This is a genomic window from Stenotrophomonas oahuensis (assembly GCF_031834595.1).
In the GTDB taxonomy this organism is placed as follows: Bacteria; Pseudomonadota; Gammaproteobacteria; order Xanthomonadales; family Xanthomonadaceae; genus Stenotrophomonas; species Stenotrophomonas oahuensis.
This window is the reverse complement of the sequence record NZ_CP115541.1, coordinates 2,584,146-2,599,880: the sequence shown is the minus strand read 5'-3', so window position 1 is coordinate 2,599,880 and position 15,735 is coordinate 2,584,146. Positions and strand designations below refer to the sequence as shown.

Annotated in this window: 12 protein-coding genes and 1 tRNA gene; 4 read left to right on the top strand and 9 right to left on the bottom strand. The window is 67.1% G+C overall.

The genetic code is table 11. From position 1 onward, the window contains the following. Positions 1–25: 25 nt before the first annotated feature. Complete coding sequence (locus PDM29_RS11395) at positions 26–1,036, bottom strand: isoaspartyl peptidase/L-asparaginase family protein (RefSeq protein ID WP_311190284.1); 1,011 nt, start codon at positions 1,034–1,036, stop codon at positions 26–28. 168 nt (positions 1,037–1,204) lie between these two features. Between PDM29_RS11395 and PDM29_RS11390 the strand changes: the two genes are divergently transcribed. Further along, entirely contained in the window at positions 1,205–3,943 is a 2,739-nt protein-coding gene (locus PDM29_RS11390) for a TonB-dependent receptor plug domain-containing protein (protein ID WP_311190283.1), read from the top strand. Positions 3,944–4,703: 760 nt separating this feature from the next. Here the strand turns inward: PDM29_RS11390 and ychF are convergent. From ychF to PDM29_RS11350, 8 genes are all read right to left on the bottom strand, one after another. Further along, entirely contained in the window at positions 4,704–5,795 is a 1,092-nt protein-coding gene (ychF, locus tag PDM29_RS11385; RefSeq protein WP_311190282.1) for a redox-regulated ATPase YchF, read from the bottom strand. 52 nt (positions 5,796–5,847) lie between these two features. Then, complete coding sequence (gene pth, locus PDM29_RS11380; protein WP_282297226.1) at positions 5,848–6,426, bottom strand: aminoacyl-tRNA hydrolase; 579 nt, start codon at positions 6,424–6,426, stop codon at positions 5,848–5,850. Between the two features lie 47 nt (positions 6,427–6,473). After that, positions 6,474–7,091 (bottom strand): 50S ribosomal protein L25/general stress protein Ctc, encoded by a 618-nt coding sequence (locus PDM29_RS11375; RefSeq protein WP_311190281.1) that lies wholly within the window; start codon positions 7,089–7,091, stop codon positions 6,474–6,476. Between the two features lie 116 nt (positions 7,092–7,207). Then, positions 7,208–8,167 (bottom strand): ribose-phosphate diphosphokinase, encoded by a 960-nt coding sequence (locus PDM29_RS11370; protein WP_125358654.1) that lies wholly within the window; start codon positions 8,165–8,167, stop codon positions 7,208–7,210. 134 nt (positions 8,168–8,301) lie between these two features. Continuing rightward, a tRNA-Gln gene (locus PDM29_RS11365) sits at positions 8,302–8,378 on the bottom strand. A 9-nt stretch (positions 8,379–8,387) separates the two neighbouring features. Further along, the gene (gene ispE, locus PDM29_RS11360) at positions 8,388–9,260 is read right to left on the bottom strand and encodes a 4-(cytidine 5'-diphospho)-2-C-methyl-D-erythritol kinase (RefSeq protein WP_311190280.1); all 873 of its coding nucleotides are present in this window, start codon (positions 9,258–9,260) and stop codon (positions 8,388–8,390) included. After that, on the bottom strand, positions 9,257–9,919 hold the full coding sequence (lolB, locus tag PDM29_RS11355) for a lipoprotein insertase outer membrane protein LolB (protein WP_311190279.1): 663 nt from the start codon (positions 9,917–9,919) through the stop codon (positions 9,257–9,259). Before lolB ends, ispE begins: the two co-directional genes overlap by 4 nt. Further along, positions 9,916–11,595, bottom strand: a complete 1,680-nt coding sequence (locus PDM29_RS11350) for a tetratricopeptide repeat protein (protein WP_311190278.1) — start codon at positions 11,593–11,595, stop codon at positions 9,916–9,918. The genes lolB and PDM29_RS11350 overlap by 4 nt, the downstream gene beginning before the upstream one ends. A gap of 64 nt (positions 11,596–11,659) precedes the next feature. Between PDM29_RS11350 and hemA the strand changes: the two genes are divergently transcribed. Genes hemA through PDM29_RS11335 form a run of 3 tightly spaced genes read left to right on the top strand, consistent with a single transcriptional unit; the run spans position 11,660 to position 15,704 of the window. Further along, on the top strand, positions 11,660–12,943 hold the full coding sequence (gene hemA / locus PDM29_RS11345; protein WP_311190277.1) for a glutamyl-tRNA reductase: 1,284 nt from the start codon (positions 11,660–11,662) through the stop codon (positions 12,941–12,943). Next, positions 12,921–14,003: a peptide chain release factor 1 gene (gene prfA / locus PDM29_RS11340; protein WP_311193769.1), complete on the top strand. Its 1,083-nt coding sequence runs from the start codon at positions 12,921–12,923 to the stop codon at positions 14,001–14,003. Before hemA ends, prfA begins: the two co-directional genes overlap by 23 nt. Before the next feature lie 3 nt (positions 14,004–14,006). Continuing rightward, positions 14,007–15,704, top strand: a complete 1,698-nt coding sequence (locus tag PDM29_RS11335; RefSeq protein WP_311190276.1) for an O-linked N-acetylglucosamine transferase, SPINDLY family protein — start codon at positions 14,007–14,009, stop codon at positions 15,702–15,704. Positions 15,705–15,735: the final 31 nt, after the last annotated feature.

Sequence of the window (15,735 nt, the reverse complement as noted above, 5' to 3'; positions counted from 1 at the left end):
GTGAAAATTTCCTTCTGCGACGGGCTCATTCACCCGGCAGCGGCAGGCGCTCGTCATCGAAGATCGCCACATGCGGCACGCCATCGCGTCCAATCCAGCCCCGATACATGCCCTGGGTATTGAACGGGGTGGCTGCGACACCCTCTGCGGACAGCACGATTGCCCCACCGTCACCGCCCAGCGCCGGAATGCGTTCATTGATGACGGCGCGGCCCGCTTCGGCCGGTGACTGCTTCAGATACTGCATGCGCGCACAGATGTCGTAGGCCGCAGCAGTGCGGATGTAGAACTCGCCCCAGCCGGTGCCGGAGACGGCACACGTCGCATTGGCATAGGTGCCGGCCCCGATGATCGGCGAGTCACCGACGCGACCGTATCGCTTGTTGGTCATGCCGCCGGTGGACGTACCTGCGGCCAGATGGCCCTGCACATCCAGCGCCACCGCGCCTACGGTGCCGAAATGACGTGCGGTTTCGAAATCTGCGTGCGCCTGGCCGCCGGCCTCCTCTTTCAGGGCCCGCTGCAGCTGCTGCCAGCGCTTTTCGGTGCGGAAGTAGGACGGGTCGACCAGCGGAATGCGCTGGCTCTCGGCGAAGGCCTCGGCCCCCTGCCCCACCATCATCACGTGGGGCGAATGCTGCATCACCGCCTCGGCCAACCGGATCGGATTGCGTACCCGCTGCACGCCAGCGACCGCACCGGCTTTGAGGGTCGCCCCGTCCATCAGCGCGGCGTCCAGCTCATTGCGCCCGTCATGGGTGAACACCGCCCCCTTGCCGGCATTGAAGGTGGGATCGTCCTCCAGCACGGTGATGGCGGCAGTGACCGCATCCAGTGCCGGCTTGCCCGCCCCGAGCACCTCGTGGCCTGCGAGCAGGGCCCTGCGCAGCGCCTCGCGCGCCACCTGCGCTTCGGCCGGACTCAGGTCCTTGCGCTGGACCCCCGCCCCACCATGGATGACCAGAACCGGATCGGCCGCCCAGGCCAACGAGGGCACCAGGCAGAAGGCGAGCAGCAGGCGGGAACGAAGCAACATGAACAGGGCCCGGAAGGAAAGTGAGGCACATCATGCCGCAGCCTGAGCAAGCTGAAGCAGGGCCGCTGGCGGCTGACGTAAAAAAGGCGTTAAATGCGCGCCGTCCATTCCGAATGTGAATGGGGGCCAGGCCTCCCCTGAGGCCGACTTTTCTTCTTGAGAATTCTCATGCGTAAACAGGCGATGGCGTGGTCGATCCAGCTGGCGTTGATGGGTGTGTCCGCCGCAGCAGCGGCCCAGTCCCCGGCGGCCCCTGACGTGCAGCAGCTGGACACGGTGCAGGTGACCGGCTCGCGCATTCCGCGCGCCCAGGTGGAGGGGCCGGCTCCGGTGACCGTGATCACCGCCGAGCAGATCCAGGCCAGCGGCTTCACCAGCGTGCCGGACGTGCTGCGCTCGATGACCCAGAACGGCGGTGAAACCCAGAGCCAGCAGTCGGCCAGCGGCGCGGACTTCTCGCCGGGCGCACAGCAGGTGGACCTGCGCGGGCTGGGCCCGAACCACACCCTGGTGCTGGTCAACGGCCGTCGCATTGCCGACTTCCCGATGCCGTTCCAGGGCCGCAGCAACTTCACCGACGTGTCCAACATTCCGCTGGGCATGATCGAGCGGATTGAAGTACTGACCGGCAGTGCCTCGGCCATCTACGGTTCGGACGCGATCGCCGGCGTGGTCAACTTCATCCTGAAGAAGCAGGTGGACGGCACCACGGTGGACGTGCGCATGGGCACCACCACCGAAGGCGGTGGCGAGTCGTTCGACATGAGCGTGGCCAGCGGCTTCGACGCCGGTCGGTTCAGTGCCGTCTACAGCCTGGAGCTGCAGTCGCAGACGCCGTTGTGGGCGTACGAGCGCGAGCAGCAGGATTCGACCCTGGACGCGCCCACCGAAAGCGCGCGTGCGGCACGTCGTGCGTACCTGCGCACCGACTACAACGATGACTACCTGGACCCGGGCCAGGCCACCTGTGACGCCCTGGCCGGACAGAACCGTGACAGCACCTATTACGCCGAGCGTCCCCGCTACGGCTTCTACTGCGGCAGCAACCGCTCGATCGGCTACGGCACGATCCTGAGCAAGCGCCGCGGGGCCAACGGCTATGCCTCGTTGCGCTACGCCTTCGACAACGGCGCGGAATGGTTCGCCGACGTGCAGCTGGGCTACCACGACATCGCCCTGATGCGCGACGTGACCCAATGGGGCCGCATGGCCGCCGACGGCAATGAGGATGGCTACTTCTACAACCAGGCTACCGACCAGGTCGAGTTCTGGCAGCGCCAGTTCTCGCCGGAGGAGATGGGTGGGCTGCGCAACGGCATGGTGCGCAGCACCCAGAAGACCTTCAGCATCACCACCGGTTTCAAGGGCACCCTGACCGGCGCGTGGGACTACGAGGCCTCGCTGAGCCATTCGCAGTACCAGTCCAGCATCCGCTGGCCGCAGATCATCGCCGCCAAGGCCAACGACCTGTTCCTGGGACCGCAGCTGGGCGAGGACGACGACGGCTTCCCGATCTACAACGCCGACCCGGCACGGCTGTACCAGCCGCTGACCCGCGCCGAGTACGACAGCATTGCCGCGCGCACAACGTATACGCCGAAGTCGCGCACCAGCACGGCAGCCCTGACCCTGACCAACGGCGAGCTGTTCACGCTGCCGGGCGGCAAGGCCGGCTTTGCGGCGACCGCGGAGTTCGGCAACCAGTCCTACGCGCTGAACCCGGACCCGCTGGCGACGCAGTACTACTACTACAGCTGGAAGGATTCGGACGGCCATGGCAGTCGCAACCGCTGGGCGACGGCGGCGGAACTGCGCCTGCCGCTGCTGGAGACGCTGAACCTCAGCGTGGCGGGTCGCTACGACCAGTACCGCTATTCGGGCAACACGATCGGCAAGGCGACCTGGAGCGGCGGCATCGAGTGGCGTCCGCTGGACACGCTGCTGGTGCGCGGCTCCTACGGCACCGCCTTCCGCGCGCCGGATCTGCACTACGTGTATGCGGGCCCGGGCAATGACGAGACCAGTGCGAATGACTACTACGCCTGCGCGCTGGATGGGGCGGACGACTGCTCCGATTACGAGGAGAACCTGATCCGCTCGCGCGCGGGCAACCGCCAGCTGGACCCGGAGACCAGCACGTCGTGGAGCGCGGGTCTGGTGTGGTCGCCGGCGATCGGACTGGATCTGTCGGTGGACTGGTTCAACATCGACATGCGCGACCAGGTGCAGGACATGGACGTGAGCGCGATCCTGCGCGACGAGGCGGCCTGCCGCCTGGGCGATGCGGATGCGGCCTCGCCGACCTGCGTGGATGCGGTCAGCCGGGTGACGCGCACCGACGACGGTCGCCTGTACGGGGTGCACGTGAGCCCGATCAACGTGGCGCGCGAACGCACCCAGGGCATCGACGTGGGGCTGCGCTACCGGCTGACGACGGGCGTGGGCGACTTCATCCTGAGCGGCAACCACACCTGGGTGAAGACCCACGACTTCCAGCAGTACGCGGGCGACGCGGTGGAGGACCAGTTCGCGGTGAACAGCGGTTTCGACATTCCGCGCACCAAGACCAGCGCCAGCCTCACCTGGGAACAGTCGGCGTGGTCGGCAACGCTGTACGGCTCGCGCCTGGGCCGGCTGCCGACCTACGACAGCTACGACCAGAGCTTCGACTGGGACAGCGGCGACAGCCCGTGGGTGAAAGCGACCTACCGCTACAACCTGTCGCTGCAGTACCGCTTCGACGACCATTCGCGTGTGTCGCTGTCGGTGGTCAACCTGTTCAACAAGATGCCGCCGAAGGATGCGACCTACACGTCGTACCCCTACTACGACGTCAGCTGGTTCGACTCCGTGGGACGCACGATCAACCTGCAGTACACGCACAAGTTCGGCGGCTCCGCGCTTTGAACGCCTGATTGCACGGATCCCGTAGAGCCACGCCCTGCGTGGCTGCTGCTGGATTCGTGCGAAAAACCGGCGGGCATCTGCTCCCGTGCTTGGGCGGGACGGGGTGGGTTTGCGGGACACGCCGTGAATCCATCCATGGAGGCTACTCGGACGCCATCCATGGCGCCGAGTGTCCCGCAAACCCACCCCGTCCCGCCCCTGACAGAGAGTCGGTGGCCATAGAAAATCAGAAACACCTGGGGCCGGTAGCGTCGGTCGACAGACGACGGCCGTGAACCGCTCAACATCCGGTAACGCATGACCCGGGATCGAAACCGGCTGTTGCCGTCACCGCGAACGTTCGACGACACGCATGGCGTATCGCTACTTTTCCACATGGCATGTGGAATGCTCCGGGAGAATGATGTGGATAACCCATCCAGACATCGCGCCTGCAACGCTTTCAAGCGCCTGATTAATTTTTGACCACACCCAGACGCCCCACGTTTTCCACACCACACGTGGAAAGCGATGGGAGTTTGCTGTGGACAACTGTGTGTGAGCCACACGCCACAATGCTTTCAATGCATGGTGATTTTTTGTCCACGCATTGTGCAGGTTTTCCACACCGCACGTGGAAAGCCGTGGGAGTTTGCTGTGGACAACTCCGCTGAACGTTGCGCGCCAGTGCTTTGAACACGCGATCAATTTTTCACCACCCCCCAAAAGCACAACGCCCCGCACGATGGCGGGGCGTTGTGGACATCCATCGCGGATGCGATCAGACGTTGAAGCGGAAGTGCAGAATGTCGCCTTCCTGCACGCGGTATTCCTTGCCTTCCAGTCGCAGGCGACCGGCTTCCTTGGCACCGGCTTCGCCCTTGTACTTGATGAAGTCGGCATACGCGATGGTTTCAGCGCGGATGAAGCCCTTCTCGAAGTCGGTGTGGATGACCGCAGCAGCCTGGGGAGCGGTGGCACCCTTGCGCACGGTCCAGGCACGGACTTCCTTGACGCCGGCGGTGAAGTAGGTCTGCAGGCCCAGCAGGCTGTAGGCCGCATTGATCACGCGGTTCAGGCCGGGCTCGGTCAGGCCGAGGTCGGCCAGGAAGGTGTCGCGGTCTTCGTCGTCCAGCTGCGAAAGTTCTTCTTCAATCGCCGCCGACACCGGCACCACCATCGCGCCTTCGGCGGCGGCGTGCGCACGCACGGCCTCGAGGTGCGGGTTGTTGTCGAAACCGTCTTCCAGCACGTTGGCGATGTACATCACCGGCTTGATGGTGAGCAGGAACAGGTCGCGGATCAGCGCCTTTTCCTCGTCGTCCAGGCCGACCGAACGCGCGGCCTTGCCGTCGGCCAGGGCGGCCTGCAGCTTGGCCAGCACCGGCTTGCGTGCGGTCGCTTCCTTGTCGCCGCCCTTGGCGGCGCGCTCGGCGCGGTTCAGCGCCTTTTCGACGCTGTCCAGGTCGGCCAGGGCCAGTTCGATGTCGATGGTTTCAATGTCGGCGATCGGGTCGACCTTGCCGGCCACGTGCACGATGTCGCCGTGCTCGAAGCAGCGCACCACGTGGGTGATCGCGTCCACTTCACGGATGTGGGCCAGGAACTTGTTGCCCAGGCCTTCACCGCTGGCGGCACCGGCCACCAGGCCGGCGATGTCGACGAACTCGACCGCGGTCGGAATGACCTTCTGCGGGTTGATGATCGCCGCCAGCTCGTTCAGGCGCGGGTCCGGCACCGGCACGATGCCGACGTTCGGTTCAATCGTGCAGAACGGGAAGTTGGCCGCGGCGATGCCCGCCTTGGTCAGCGCGTTGAACAGGGTCGACTTGCCGACGTTGGGCAGACCGACGATGCCGCATTTGATACCCATCTTTGACAACCTCTGGTGGGGCAGATACCGACCGTGGGTCGGTACGCCGTGATTATTTCGGGGTGTGCAGTCGCTTCATGGCTTCGTTGTAGTCGCCCTGGACCGCCAGCGGCAACACATCGATGGCGTCATCGATGGCGCGGGCCATCAGCACGTCATCGTCCTTGGACGGACGCCCCAGCACCCAGCCCACCACGCGGTCCTTGTGACCGGGATGGCCGATGCCCAGGCGCAGACGATGGAACTTGCCGTGGCCGAGCAGGCGCATGGTATCGCGCAGGCCATTCTGGCCACCGTGGCCACCGTCGAACTTCAGCCGCGCCACACCGGGGGCGAGGTCCAGTTCGTCGTGCGCCAACAGGGTGTCCTCGGGCTCGATCTTCCAGAACCGCTGTGCGGCGGTGACCGATTTACCACTGAGGTTCATGAAAGTGGCGGGCTTGAGCAGCCACACCGGCTGGCCGGCAATCTCGACCTTGGCGGTCTCGCCGAACAGCTTGCTGTCCACGCTCCAGCGTGCGCCGGCTTTTTCAGCCAGGGCCTCAACGAAATGAAACCCGGCATTGTGCCGGGTCCGGGCGTGTTCCGATCCGGGGTTGCCCAGACCGACGATCAGTCGCAATCCTGCCATCGTCCCTTCCAGCACGGTGCCCGCCCGAAGGCGGGCACCGCTTGGTATTACTCGGCAGCCGGAGCTTCTTCGTCGGCCGCGTCGACCTTGCCGGTCTTGGCGGTGACGATGGCGTCGTCGTGGTCCTTGCCCAGCGCCAGGGCCGGGATTTCCACGCCCTTCGGCAGCTTGATGTTGGACAGGTACACCACGTCACCAGCGTTCAGGCCGGCCAGGTCGACGTCGATCGATTCCGGCAGGTCCTTCGGCAGGCAGGACACGGTCACTTCCTTCAGTTCGTGGGTGACCACGACGTCGGCAGCCTTGCCAGCCGGCGAGGTGTCTTCGTTGATGAAGTGCAGCGGCACCGAAGCGGTCAGCTTCTCGTTTTCGTTCACGCGCTGGAAGTCCAGGTGCATGATCAGCTGCTTGAACGGGTGGCGCTGCATGTCACGCAGCAGCACCTTCTGGATCTTGCCGTCCAGGTTCAGGTCCAGGATGGACGAGTAGAACCACTCGTTCTGCTGGGCCAGCCAGATGGCGTTGTGGTCCAGGCTGATGGCGACCGGTTCGGCGTTGCCACCGTACACGATGGCCGGAATCACACCGGCGTGACGCAGGCGGCGGCTCGCACCCTTACGCTGCAGTTCACGCTTGGTGACCTTGATTTCATGGGTCTTCGACATTTTCTTGCTACCAGTTGGTGCCTTGCCGGAATGGCTTGGCGGTTGAAAGGCACTTCCGCGACCAGAAGTACCCGGGGCCCCGTACGCCGTTGCCGACGCACGGGAAAAACTTCACATCAATCCACGTACAGCGAGCTGACCGACTCACCGAAGGCGATGCGGCGCATCGTCTCGGCCAGCATTTCCGCCACGCTGAGCTGGCGGATCTTGCTGCACACCCGCGCTTCGTCACGCAGCGGGATGGTGTCGGTCACCACCAGCTCATCAAGCTGGGAGTTATTCAGGTTGTCCACCGCCGGGCCCGAGAGCACGGCGTGGGTGCAGTAGGCCGCCACCTTCAGCGCGCCGCGCGCCTTCAGCGCTGCAGCGGCCGCACACAGGGTGCCGGCGGTATCGACGATGTCATCGACCATCACGCAGGTCTTGCCTTCGACGTCACCGATGATGTTCATCACGGTGGAGACGTTGGCGCGCGGACGGCGCTTGTCGATGATCGCCAGATCGGCATCGTCCAGACGCTTGGCGACAGCGCGCGCACGCACCACGCCACCCACGTCCGGGGACACCACGATCAGGTTTTCGGTGCCGTAGGCGCGCCAGATGTCGGCGAGCAGCAGCGGCGACGCATACACGTTGTCGACCGGCATGTCGAAGAACCCCTGGATCTGGTCCGCATGCAGGTCCACGGTGAGCACCCGGTCGGCCCCCACCGCGCTGAACATCTTGGCGGCGACCTTGGCGGTGATCGGCACGCGCGAGGAACGCATGCGGCGATCCTGGCGCGAGTAGCCGAAGTACGGCACCACCGCGGTGACACTGTTGACCGAGGCGCGCTTGAGCGCATCGATCAGCACCAGCAGTTCCATCAGGTTCTCGGCGCTGGGCGCGCAGGTCGGCTGGATCACGAACACGTCCTGCTTGCGGACGTTTTCCTCGATTTCGACCTGCACTTCACCGTCGGAGAAGCGCGACACCAACGCCTTGCCCGGACGCACCCCCAGTTCCTTGCAGATGCTCTGCGCAAGGCGCTTGTTGGCGTTGCCGGAAAAAACCAGCAGGTTGGGGTGTTCTTGCATCATGACGGTCTCGGGCGGGAGCTATGGCGGAGAACTCGGCCGCCGGCACCCGAAGGTGTCTGCGGTGACAACACCGCGAAGTTCCCACCGGGGCCGCGCAGCATGCGCAGGTACCCGCTGTGGATCTTCGCGAGTGGCAGGGGCGGGAGGATTCGAACCTCCGAATGCCAGGATCAAAACCTGGTGCCTTGGGCCTCTTGGCGACGCCCCTGCATCAAAATCAATAACGCTCGAGTACATCAAGCAGTGGCGAGCGCTCCACGCCCGCAGCCACCCATGCCCGCAGTTCCTTCGGCAACTGCGCCAGGCCCTGCTCTGCAGCAGCGCGCGTGGCGAACTCGACGAAGCAACCGCTTCCCGACCCGGTGAGTCGTGCCCGGCCGATCCTGCTCAACGTTGCAAGCACTGCCTCCACGGCAGGTTCGCGACGGCGCAGTACCGGCTCGAACGCATTCCCGAGCAAAGACCCGGAAGCGAAGTCCGCTATTTTCGCTACTGGGGCGTCCCGCGTCAAATCCGGAGAGGCAAAAAGAGCCACGGTCGGCACGTGGACGCCGGGGTCGGCAATGACGTACCAGGCCGGATTCAGGTTCACCGGCGTGAGCCGTTCGCCTACCCCTTCGGCCCAGGCGTTGCGGCCGCGCACGAACACCGGCACGTCGGCCCCCAGCTGCAGCCCGAGCGCGGCCAGCGCGTCCTCGTCCAACCCGGCACCCCAGAGGCGGTTCAGCGCCACCAGCACGGTGGCCGCGTCGGAGGAGCCGCCCCCGAATCCGCCCCCTGCCGGAACAGATTTTTTGACAATGATATCGACACCCTGGGCGACGTTGGCCGATTTTTTAAGCAGGATCGCCGCGCGCACCGCAAGATCATCGGCTTCGGCCACGCCGGCCACCGATGCCCCTTCGCGATGGATCTGACCGTCTTCACGCAGGCGCAGGCCAATCCGGTCGCCCCAGTCCAGCAGGCGGAACACGCTCTGCAGCAGGTGGTAGCCGTCTGCCCGACGCCCGGTGATGTGCAGGAACAGGTTCAGTTTGGCCGGGGCCGGCCACCAGGACCAGCCCGCTTCGTACAGGTCCGGCCGGTTCATGGCTGGGCCAGCGCCCAGCTGTCGACCAGCACCCGCACCTTGGCGTCGCCATTGACCGCTTCGATCCGGCGCGGCAGGCCGGGCTGGCCGTCCTGTGCCGGATACCAGTCCAGGTACTGGATGTCCCAGCCCATCTGCCGTACCCGGCGCGGACGGCCTTCGGCGTCGCGTTCGACCTGTTCTGCCGCAACGGCATCATCGGCCACCAGGCCACGCACCCAGTCCGGCAGCTGATTGACCGGAATGTCCCAGCCGGTCGCTTCCAGCAGAAGCTGCTGCGCGTCCTCGCCTTCACGAGGCCCACCGTCCAGCCCTTCCAGGCGACCGCCCTCGTGGTGGCTGTCGCCGGTGAGGGTCCAGCTCTGCCGGGTCACCGGTGCACTGAGCTGGATCACGTACTGCCGCGCCTGCTGCTGCCAGTCGATGCGACCGTTGCCGCCGTTTCGACCCTTGTTGACCGCGACCCGGCCCTGGAAGCTCCAGTCCGGCTGCGCGCGCAGCGCGGCAACCCGGTCGTTTTCGGCCTGCTGGGCCGCAGGCGAGACGCTTTCCACCACCGCCGAAGCCGCCGGGGCATTGCGCGGGCCCATCGACACGCAGGCCGACAGCGATAATGCGAGTGCCACGCCGGCCCCGGCCTTCAGGTAATGCATCGTCATACCCCATACTTCTCGATCACGCGCTGCAGCGCGCGGTTGTCTGGATCCAGCTTTCGTGCCTCGTCGAAGAAGTGCCGGGCTTCGTCCTTGCGCCCCAGCACCCACAGCACTTCGCCCACGTGGGCGGCGATTTCCGCGTCCTTGGCCAGGGTCCAGGCCCGGCGCAGCTGCACCAGGGCCTCTTCATTGCGGCCCAGGCGATACAGCACCCAGCCGTAGCTGTCGATGATGGCGGCATTGTCCGGCTCCGCCACACGCGCACGATCAATCAGCTCCAGCGCCTCCTGGTAGCGGGTGGTGCGGTCGGCCAGGGTGTAGCCCAGCGCATTGAGCGCGGCCACATTCTCCGGCTCGGTGACCAGGATCTTGCGCAGGTCGGCTTCGGCGCGCGGCACGTCGTCGCGGCGCTCCCAGGCCAGCGCACGGGCGTACAGCAGGCCGTTCTCGTCCGGGTACGCCGCCAGGCCACGGGCCAGCGCATCGAGTTCCCCGGGCAGATCGTTGCCGCGCTGGCGCAGTTCGGCTTCCAGCAGATAGGCATCGCGGCGCGCTTCGTCATCGACGGTGGCGTCGGACTGGATGGCGTGGACTTCCGCGAACGCCAGGTCGGTGCGCCCGACCAGATACTGCGCATTGGCCGCGCGCAGGCGCGCTTCGGCCAGCTCTTCACCGCCGGGCACGCTGTGATACCAGTCCACCGCCTCGGCCGGACGCTTGAGGTACTCGGCGATCTTGCCCAGCAACAGACGTTGGCCCGGATCCGGCTTGTTGGCCTGGCGCGACAGCTCGGCGTACAGTGCCGACAGCGCCGCGTCGTCCTTTTCCTTGGCCAGCAGCGAAGCCCGCATACCCCAGGTCTGCACGTCCTGCGGCCCCACCGCGAGCAGGCGCTCGGCGGCGCGCGCATCGCCCATCGCGTCATAGGCGATGGCCACCGCGTTGCGCAGTTCGGGATCCTGGCGTGCTTTGGGTTCTACCGCCTTCAACGCCGCCAGCGCTTCATCACGGCGCCCGGACTGGAACATCTGGCTGGCATTGAGCAGGGCGACCCGCGGCTCGCCGGGGAAGCGCCGTACCACTTCATCGATCATGCGCCGGGCCAGCACGGGCTGATCCATGCGCATGGCCAGCCGACCAAACTCCTGCCAGGCGTCGAGCTGGTTGGGAATGGCGTTGGCCTCGACCAGTTCGCCCAGCACCTTGGCCGACACGGCGGGATCGCGGCCGCCGCCCACCAGGGCCGCCAGCGCAAAGCGCCAGCCTCGCGGGTCGGGGTCGGCCAACAGCGCGGTCAGCTCGGTACGGGCGGCCTTGAGCTCGCCGGTGCGCAGGTCCAGCGCGGCGGCGGCGCTGCGCTGGGCCAGCGAGCGCGGCGCGCGCGCTTCCCACAGCTTCAGGGCTTTGGCGGCGCGCACGTCATCATTGGCCAGCATGGCGATGCGCGTCGCCCGTTCGGCCAGACCGGCATCGTCACGCCCTGCCTCGGCCGCCTCCAGGTACCAGCGCGCGGCTTCGGGCAGCTTGCCGGCCTGCAGCGCGAACTCGCCGGCCATGACCGGGGTCAGCGGGGCCGGCTCTGGCAGCCGGTCAGAGCCCGGCTCTAAGTCGGCCGCGAAGGCTCCGCTGGCGACCAGGGACAGCAGCAGAACGCTGGAGATGCGAATCAATGCGGGCATCGGGGGCTTCTGGCCTTAAAATGACGACTTGAATGGCCAGCAGCTTATCGCAAGCAACTGAACAATGACCCTGTGGGTGCTCGGACTGAACCACCAGACCGCGCCAGTGGAGCTGCGCGAACGCGCCTCTTTTGGCGGCGACGCGCTGCCGCGGGCGCTGGCCTCGCTGCGCGACACCCCACAGGTGGCCGAAGCCGTGCTGCTGTCCACCTGCAACCGCACCGAGCTGTACGCGGTGGCCGAATCCGGTGATGCGCTGGCGCAGTGGCTGGAAAGCCAAGCCGGCCAGCTGCAGGGGTATCTGTACCAGCACGCGGACGCCGATGCGGTGCGCCACCTGTTCCGGGTCGCCACCGGGTTGGACTCGATGGTGCTGGGCGAGCCGCAGATCCTGGGCCAGGTGAAGGACGCCTGGGCCATCGCGCGCGACAACGGCCTGCTCGGCCAGCGCCTGGACCGGCTGTTCCAGCAGACCTTCTCGGTGGCCAAGCGCGCCCGCACCGACACCCGGGTCGGGGCCAATCCGATCTCGGTGGCCTCCACCGCGGTGCGCCTGGCGCAGAACTCGTTCGCGCGGCTGGAAGATTCCACCGTGCTGCTGGTCGGTGCCGGCGAGACGATCGAGCTGGCCGCCCGCCACCTCAGTGAAGGTCGCGTGCGTCGCCTGCTGATCGCCAACCGGACGCTGGCCCATGCGCAGGAACTGGCCAGCCGCCATGGCGGCGTAGCGCTGCCGCTGACCGAGCTCGAACGCCACCTGGGCGAGGCCGACGTGGTGTTCTCGGCCACCGCCGCGCGCGAGCCGGTGATCACCCGCGCACAGGTTGCCGCCGCGCTGAAGACCCGCAAGCACAAGCCGATGCTGCTGTTCGACCTAGCCGTGCCGCGCGACATCGAAGCGGCCGTGGGCGAACTGCAGGATGCCTTCCTGTATACCGTGGACGATCTGGAACGCGCGGTGGAAGACAACCGCCGCAGTCGTCGCGAGGCCGCCGCCGAAGCCGAAGCGATCATTGAACTGCAGGTGGCCCGATTCGTCGAAACGCTGCAGGCCAATGCCCACCAGGCCCCGCTGCGGCAGCTGCGCGCCTATGGCGAGGCCACCCGCGCCGAGATGCTGGACAAGGCCCGGCAGCAGCTGGCCAACGGCAAATCGCCCGAGGAAGTCCTGGAGCTGCTGGCGCATGGCCTGACCAATCGCCTGCTGCACCCGCCCACCGCTGCCCTGCGCGCTGCCGCACTGAGCGGCGATACTGAACTGACCCGCGCTGCCGAGCGCCTGTTCCCGGCCAAGCCGGGGTATCAACACCCTGTTGTGAGGAATGATGACGCCGACCCTGCGCCGTAAGCTGGAAGCCCTGGCCGAGCGCCGCGAGGAACTTGAACGTCTGCTGGCCGACCCTGCGGTGGTCAACGACAACGAGCGCTTCCGCAACTTCTCGCGCGAGTTCGCGCAGCTTGAGCCGGTCGCCACCGCGCTGGCCGACGAAGCGCGCGCCCACGCCGACCTGGCCGCCGCCGAGGCCATGCGCGCCGACCCGGACCTGCGCGAGCTGGCCGACGAGGAGATCGCTGCCGCCCAGCAGCGCCTGCAGGAACTGGACGGCGCGCTGGCGCTGCTGCTGGTGCCGCGCGACCCGCGGGATGACAGCAACCTGTTCCTGGAAGTGCGCGCGGGAACCGGCGGCGATGAAGCGGCGATCTTTGCCGGCGACCTGTTCCGCATGTACGCGCGCTTTGCCGAACGCCAGGGCTGGAAGGTCGAGATCGAATCGGACAATCCTGGCGAACATGGTGGTTACAAGGAAATCGTGGCGCGCGTGGTCGGGCGCGGCGCGTTCTCCAAGCTGAAGTTCGAATCGGGCACGCACCGCGTGCAGCGCGTGCCGGCGACCGAATCGCAGGGCCGCATCCATACCTCCGCAGCCACGGTGGCGATCATCCCCGAAGTCGACGATGTCGATGAGGTGGTGATCAATCCGGCCGACCTGAAGGTGGACACGTTCCGCTCATCCGGCGCGGGCGGCCAGCACGTCAACAAGACCGAGTCGGCGATCCGCATCACCCACGTTCCGACCGGCGTGGTGGTGGAATGCCAGACCGAACGCAGCCAGCACGCCAACCGCGACAAGGCGATGAAGCGTTTGAAGGCCCAGCTGCTCGACACCGAACGCAGCAAGCAGGCCGCCGCACAGGCCGAGAGCCGTCGCCTGCAGGTCGGCAGCGGCGACCGCAGCCAGCGCATCCGCACCTACAGCTTCCCGCAGGGTCGGATCACCGACCACCGCGTGGAAGGGCTGACCCTGTACGACCTGCCCAACATCATGACGGGTGACCTCGATGCCCTGGTCAACCGGCTCAGCCACGAGCACCAGGCCGACGAACTGGCCCGGCTGTCCGAAGGCTGACCGGTGTCGGCCTGGCAGCAGCGTCAGCAGTTGCAGCAGGCGCTTGCGCGCCAACCGGGCGACTTCGTGGCCTGGGTCATGCTGGCCGATCTGGAACTGGAAGCCGGCGACCTGCGCGCTGGCGAACAGGCCGCGCGGCGTGCGCTGCAGCTGCGCCCGAACCATCCGGAAGCGCTGGCGCGGCTCGGGCGCGTGGCCTGGATGGCCGGCGCGCACGTCGACGCTGCACGCCTGCTCGGGCAGGCCTCGGCGCTGGCCCCTGAGCATCCGGGCATTGCGCTGTGGCTGGGCCACGCACTGGAAGATGCCGACGACGCCGAAGGTGCCGCAGCAGCGTACCGCCGCGCGCACGCGCTGTCGCCCGGTGAGCCCTATATCGCCGCCCAGCGCCTGGCCTGGCAGCGCCGTCTGTGTGACTGGCAGGACATCGAGCGCCTCGCCACGCAGGTGCGCGAAGCGGTGGCCGCCGGCAATGGCGTGGTCGAGCCGTTCGCGTTTCTGAGCGAAGACGCCAGCGCCGCCGAACAGCTGCGCTGCGCACGCACGCGCGCCGTCGCCGTGGCGGCTGGCATTCGCCCGCTGCCCGCCGCACGGGTACGCGCGCAGGGTCCACTGCGGATCGGCGCGCTGTCCAACGGCTTCGGTGCCCACCCCACCGGACTGCTCACTGTGGCGCTGTTCGAACAATTGCAAAGCGACCCGGAACTACAGGTGCACCTGTTCGCGCTCCACCGCGACGATGGCAGCCGCATCCGCCAGCGCCTGCAGCAGGCGACCACGCTGCACGACGTGGCCGGCCTGCGCCATGAGGAAACGGCCGCGCGGATCCGCGCACAGGGCATCGATATCCTGCTGGACCTGCGTGGCTGGGGTGGCGGGGGCGCACCGGAAGCACTGGCGCTGCGCCCTGCTCCGCTGCAGGTGAACTGGCTGGCCTATCCCGGCACCTCCGGCGCGCCCTGGCTGGATGCGGTGATCGGCGATGGGTTTGCCCTGCCGCCCACACTGGAACCGCATTACAGCGAACGCGTGCTGCGCCTGCCGCGCGCGTTCCAGCCCTCGGACAACACCCGGGCGCTGGAACCGGCCCCGACCCGCGCCGCTTGCGGACTTCCGGAACAGGGGGTGGTGTTCTGCTGCTTCAACAACAGCTACAAGCTCAATCCGCGCAGCATGCAGCGCGCGTTCGCGGTGTTGCAGGCGGTGCCCGGGAGCGTGCTGTGGCTGCTGTCCGGACCTGGCCAGGCCGATGCGCGGCTGCGCGCCGCAGCGCAGGCGGCCGGCCTGGATCCGGCCCGGCTGGTGTTCATGGCCAAGCTGCCGCACCCGCAATACCTGGCCCGCTATGCGCTGGCTGACGTGTTCCTGGACACGCATCCGTACAACGCGCACACCACAGCCTCCGATGCCCTGTGGGCCGGCTGCCCGGTACTGACCTGCCCGGGCGGGACGTTTGCGTCACGGGTCGCGGGCAGCCTGAATCATCACCTGGGGCTGGAACGGATGAACGTCGCCGATGATGCGGCGTTTGTTGCGGTGGCCAGCGCGCTGGGCAATGATCCGGCCGCGTTGGCGGCGCTGCGGACGGAGGTGGCGCGGGCGCGTGATGGTAGCGGCGTGTTCGACATGGCCGGGTTTGCCGCGGACCTGTCGGCACTCCTGCAGGCGTTCGCACGTGAGCATGGCTGGCACGGCATTTGACCGGTAGCGCCGGCCGTTGGCCGGCCCAAGC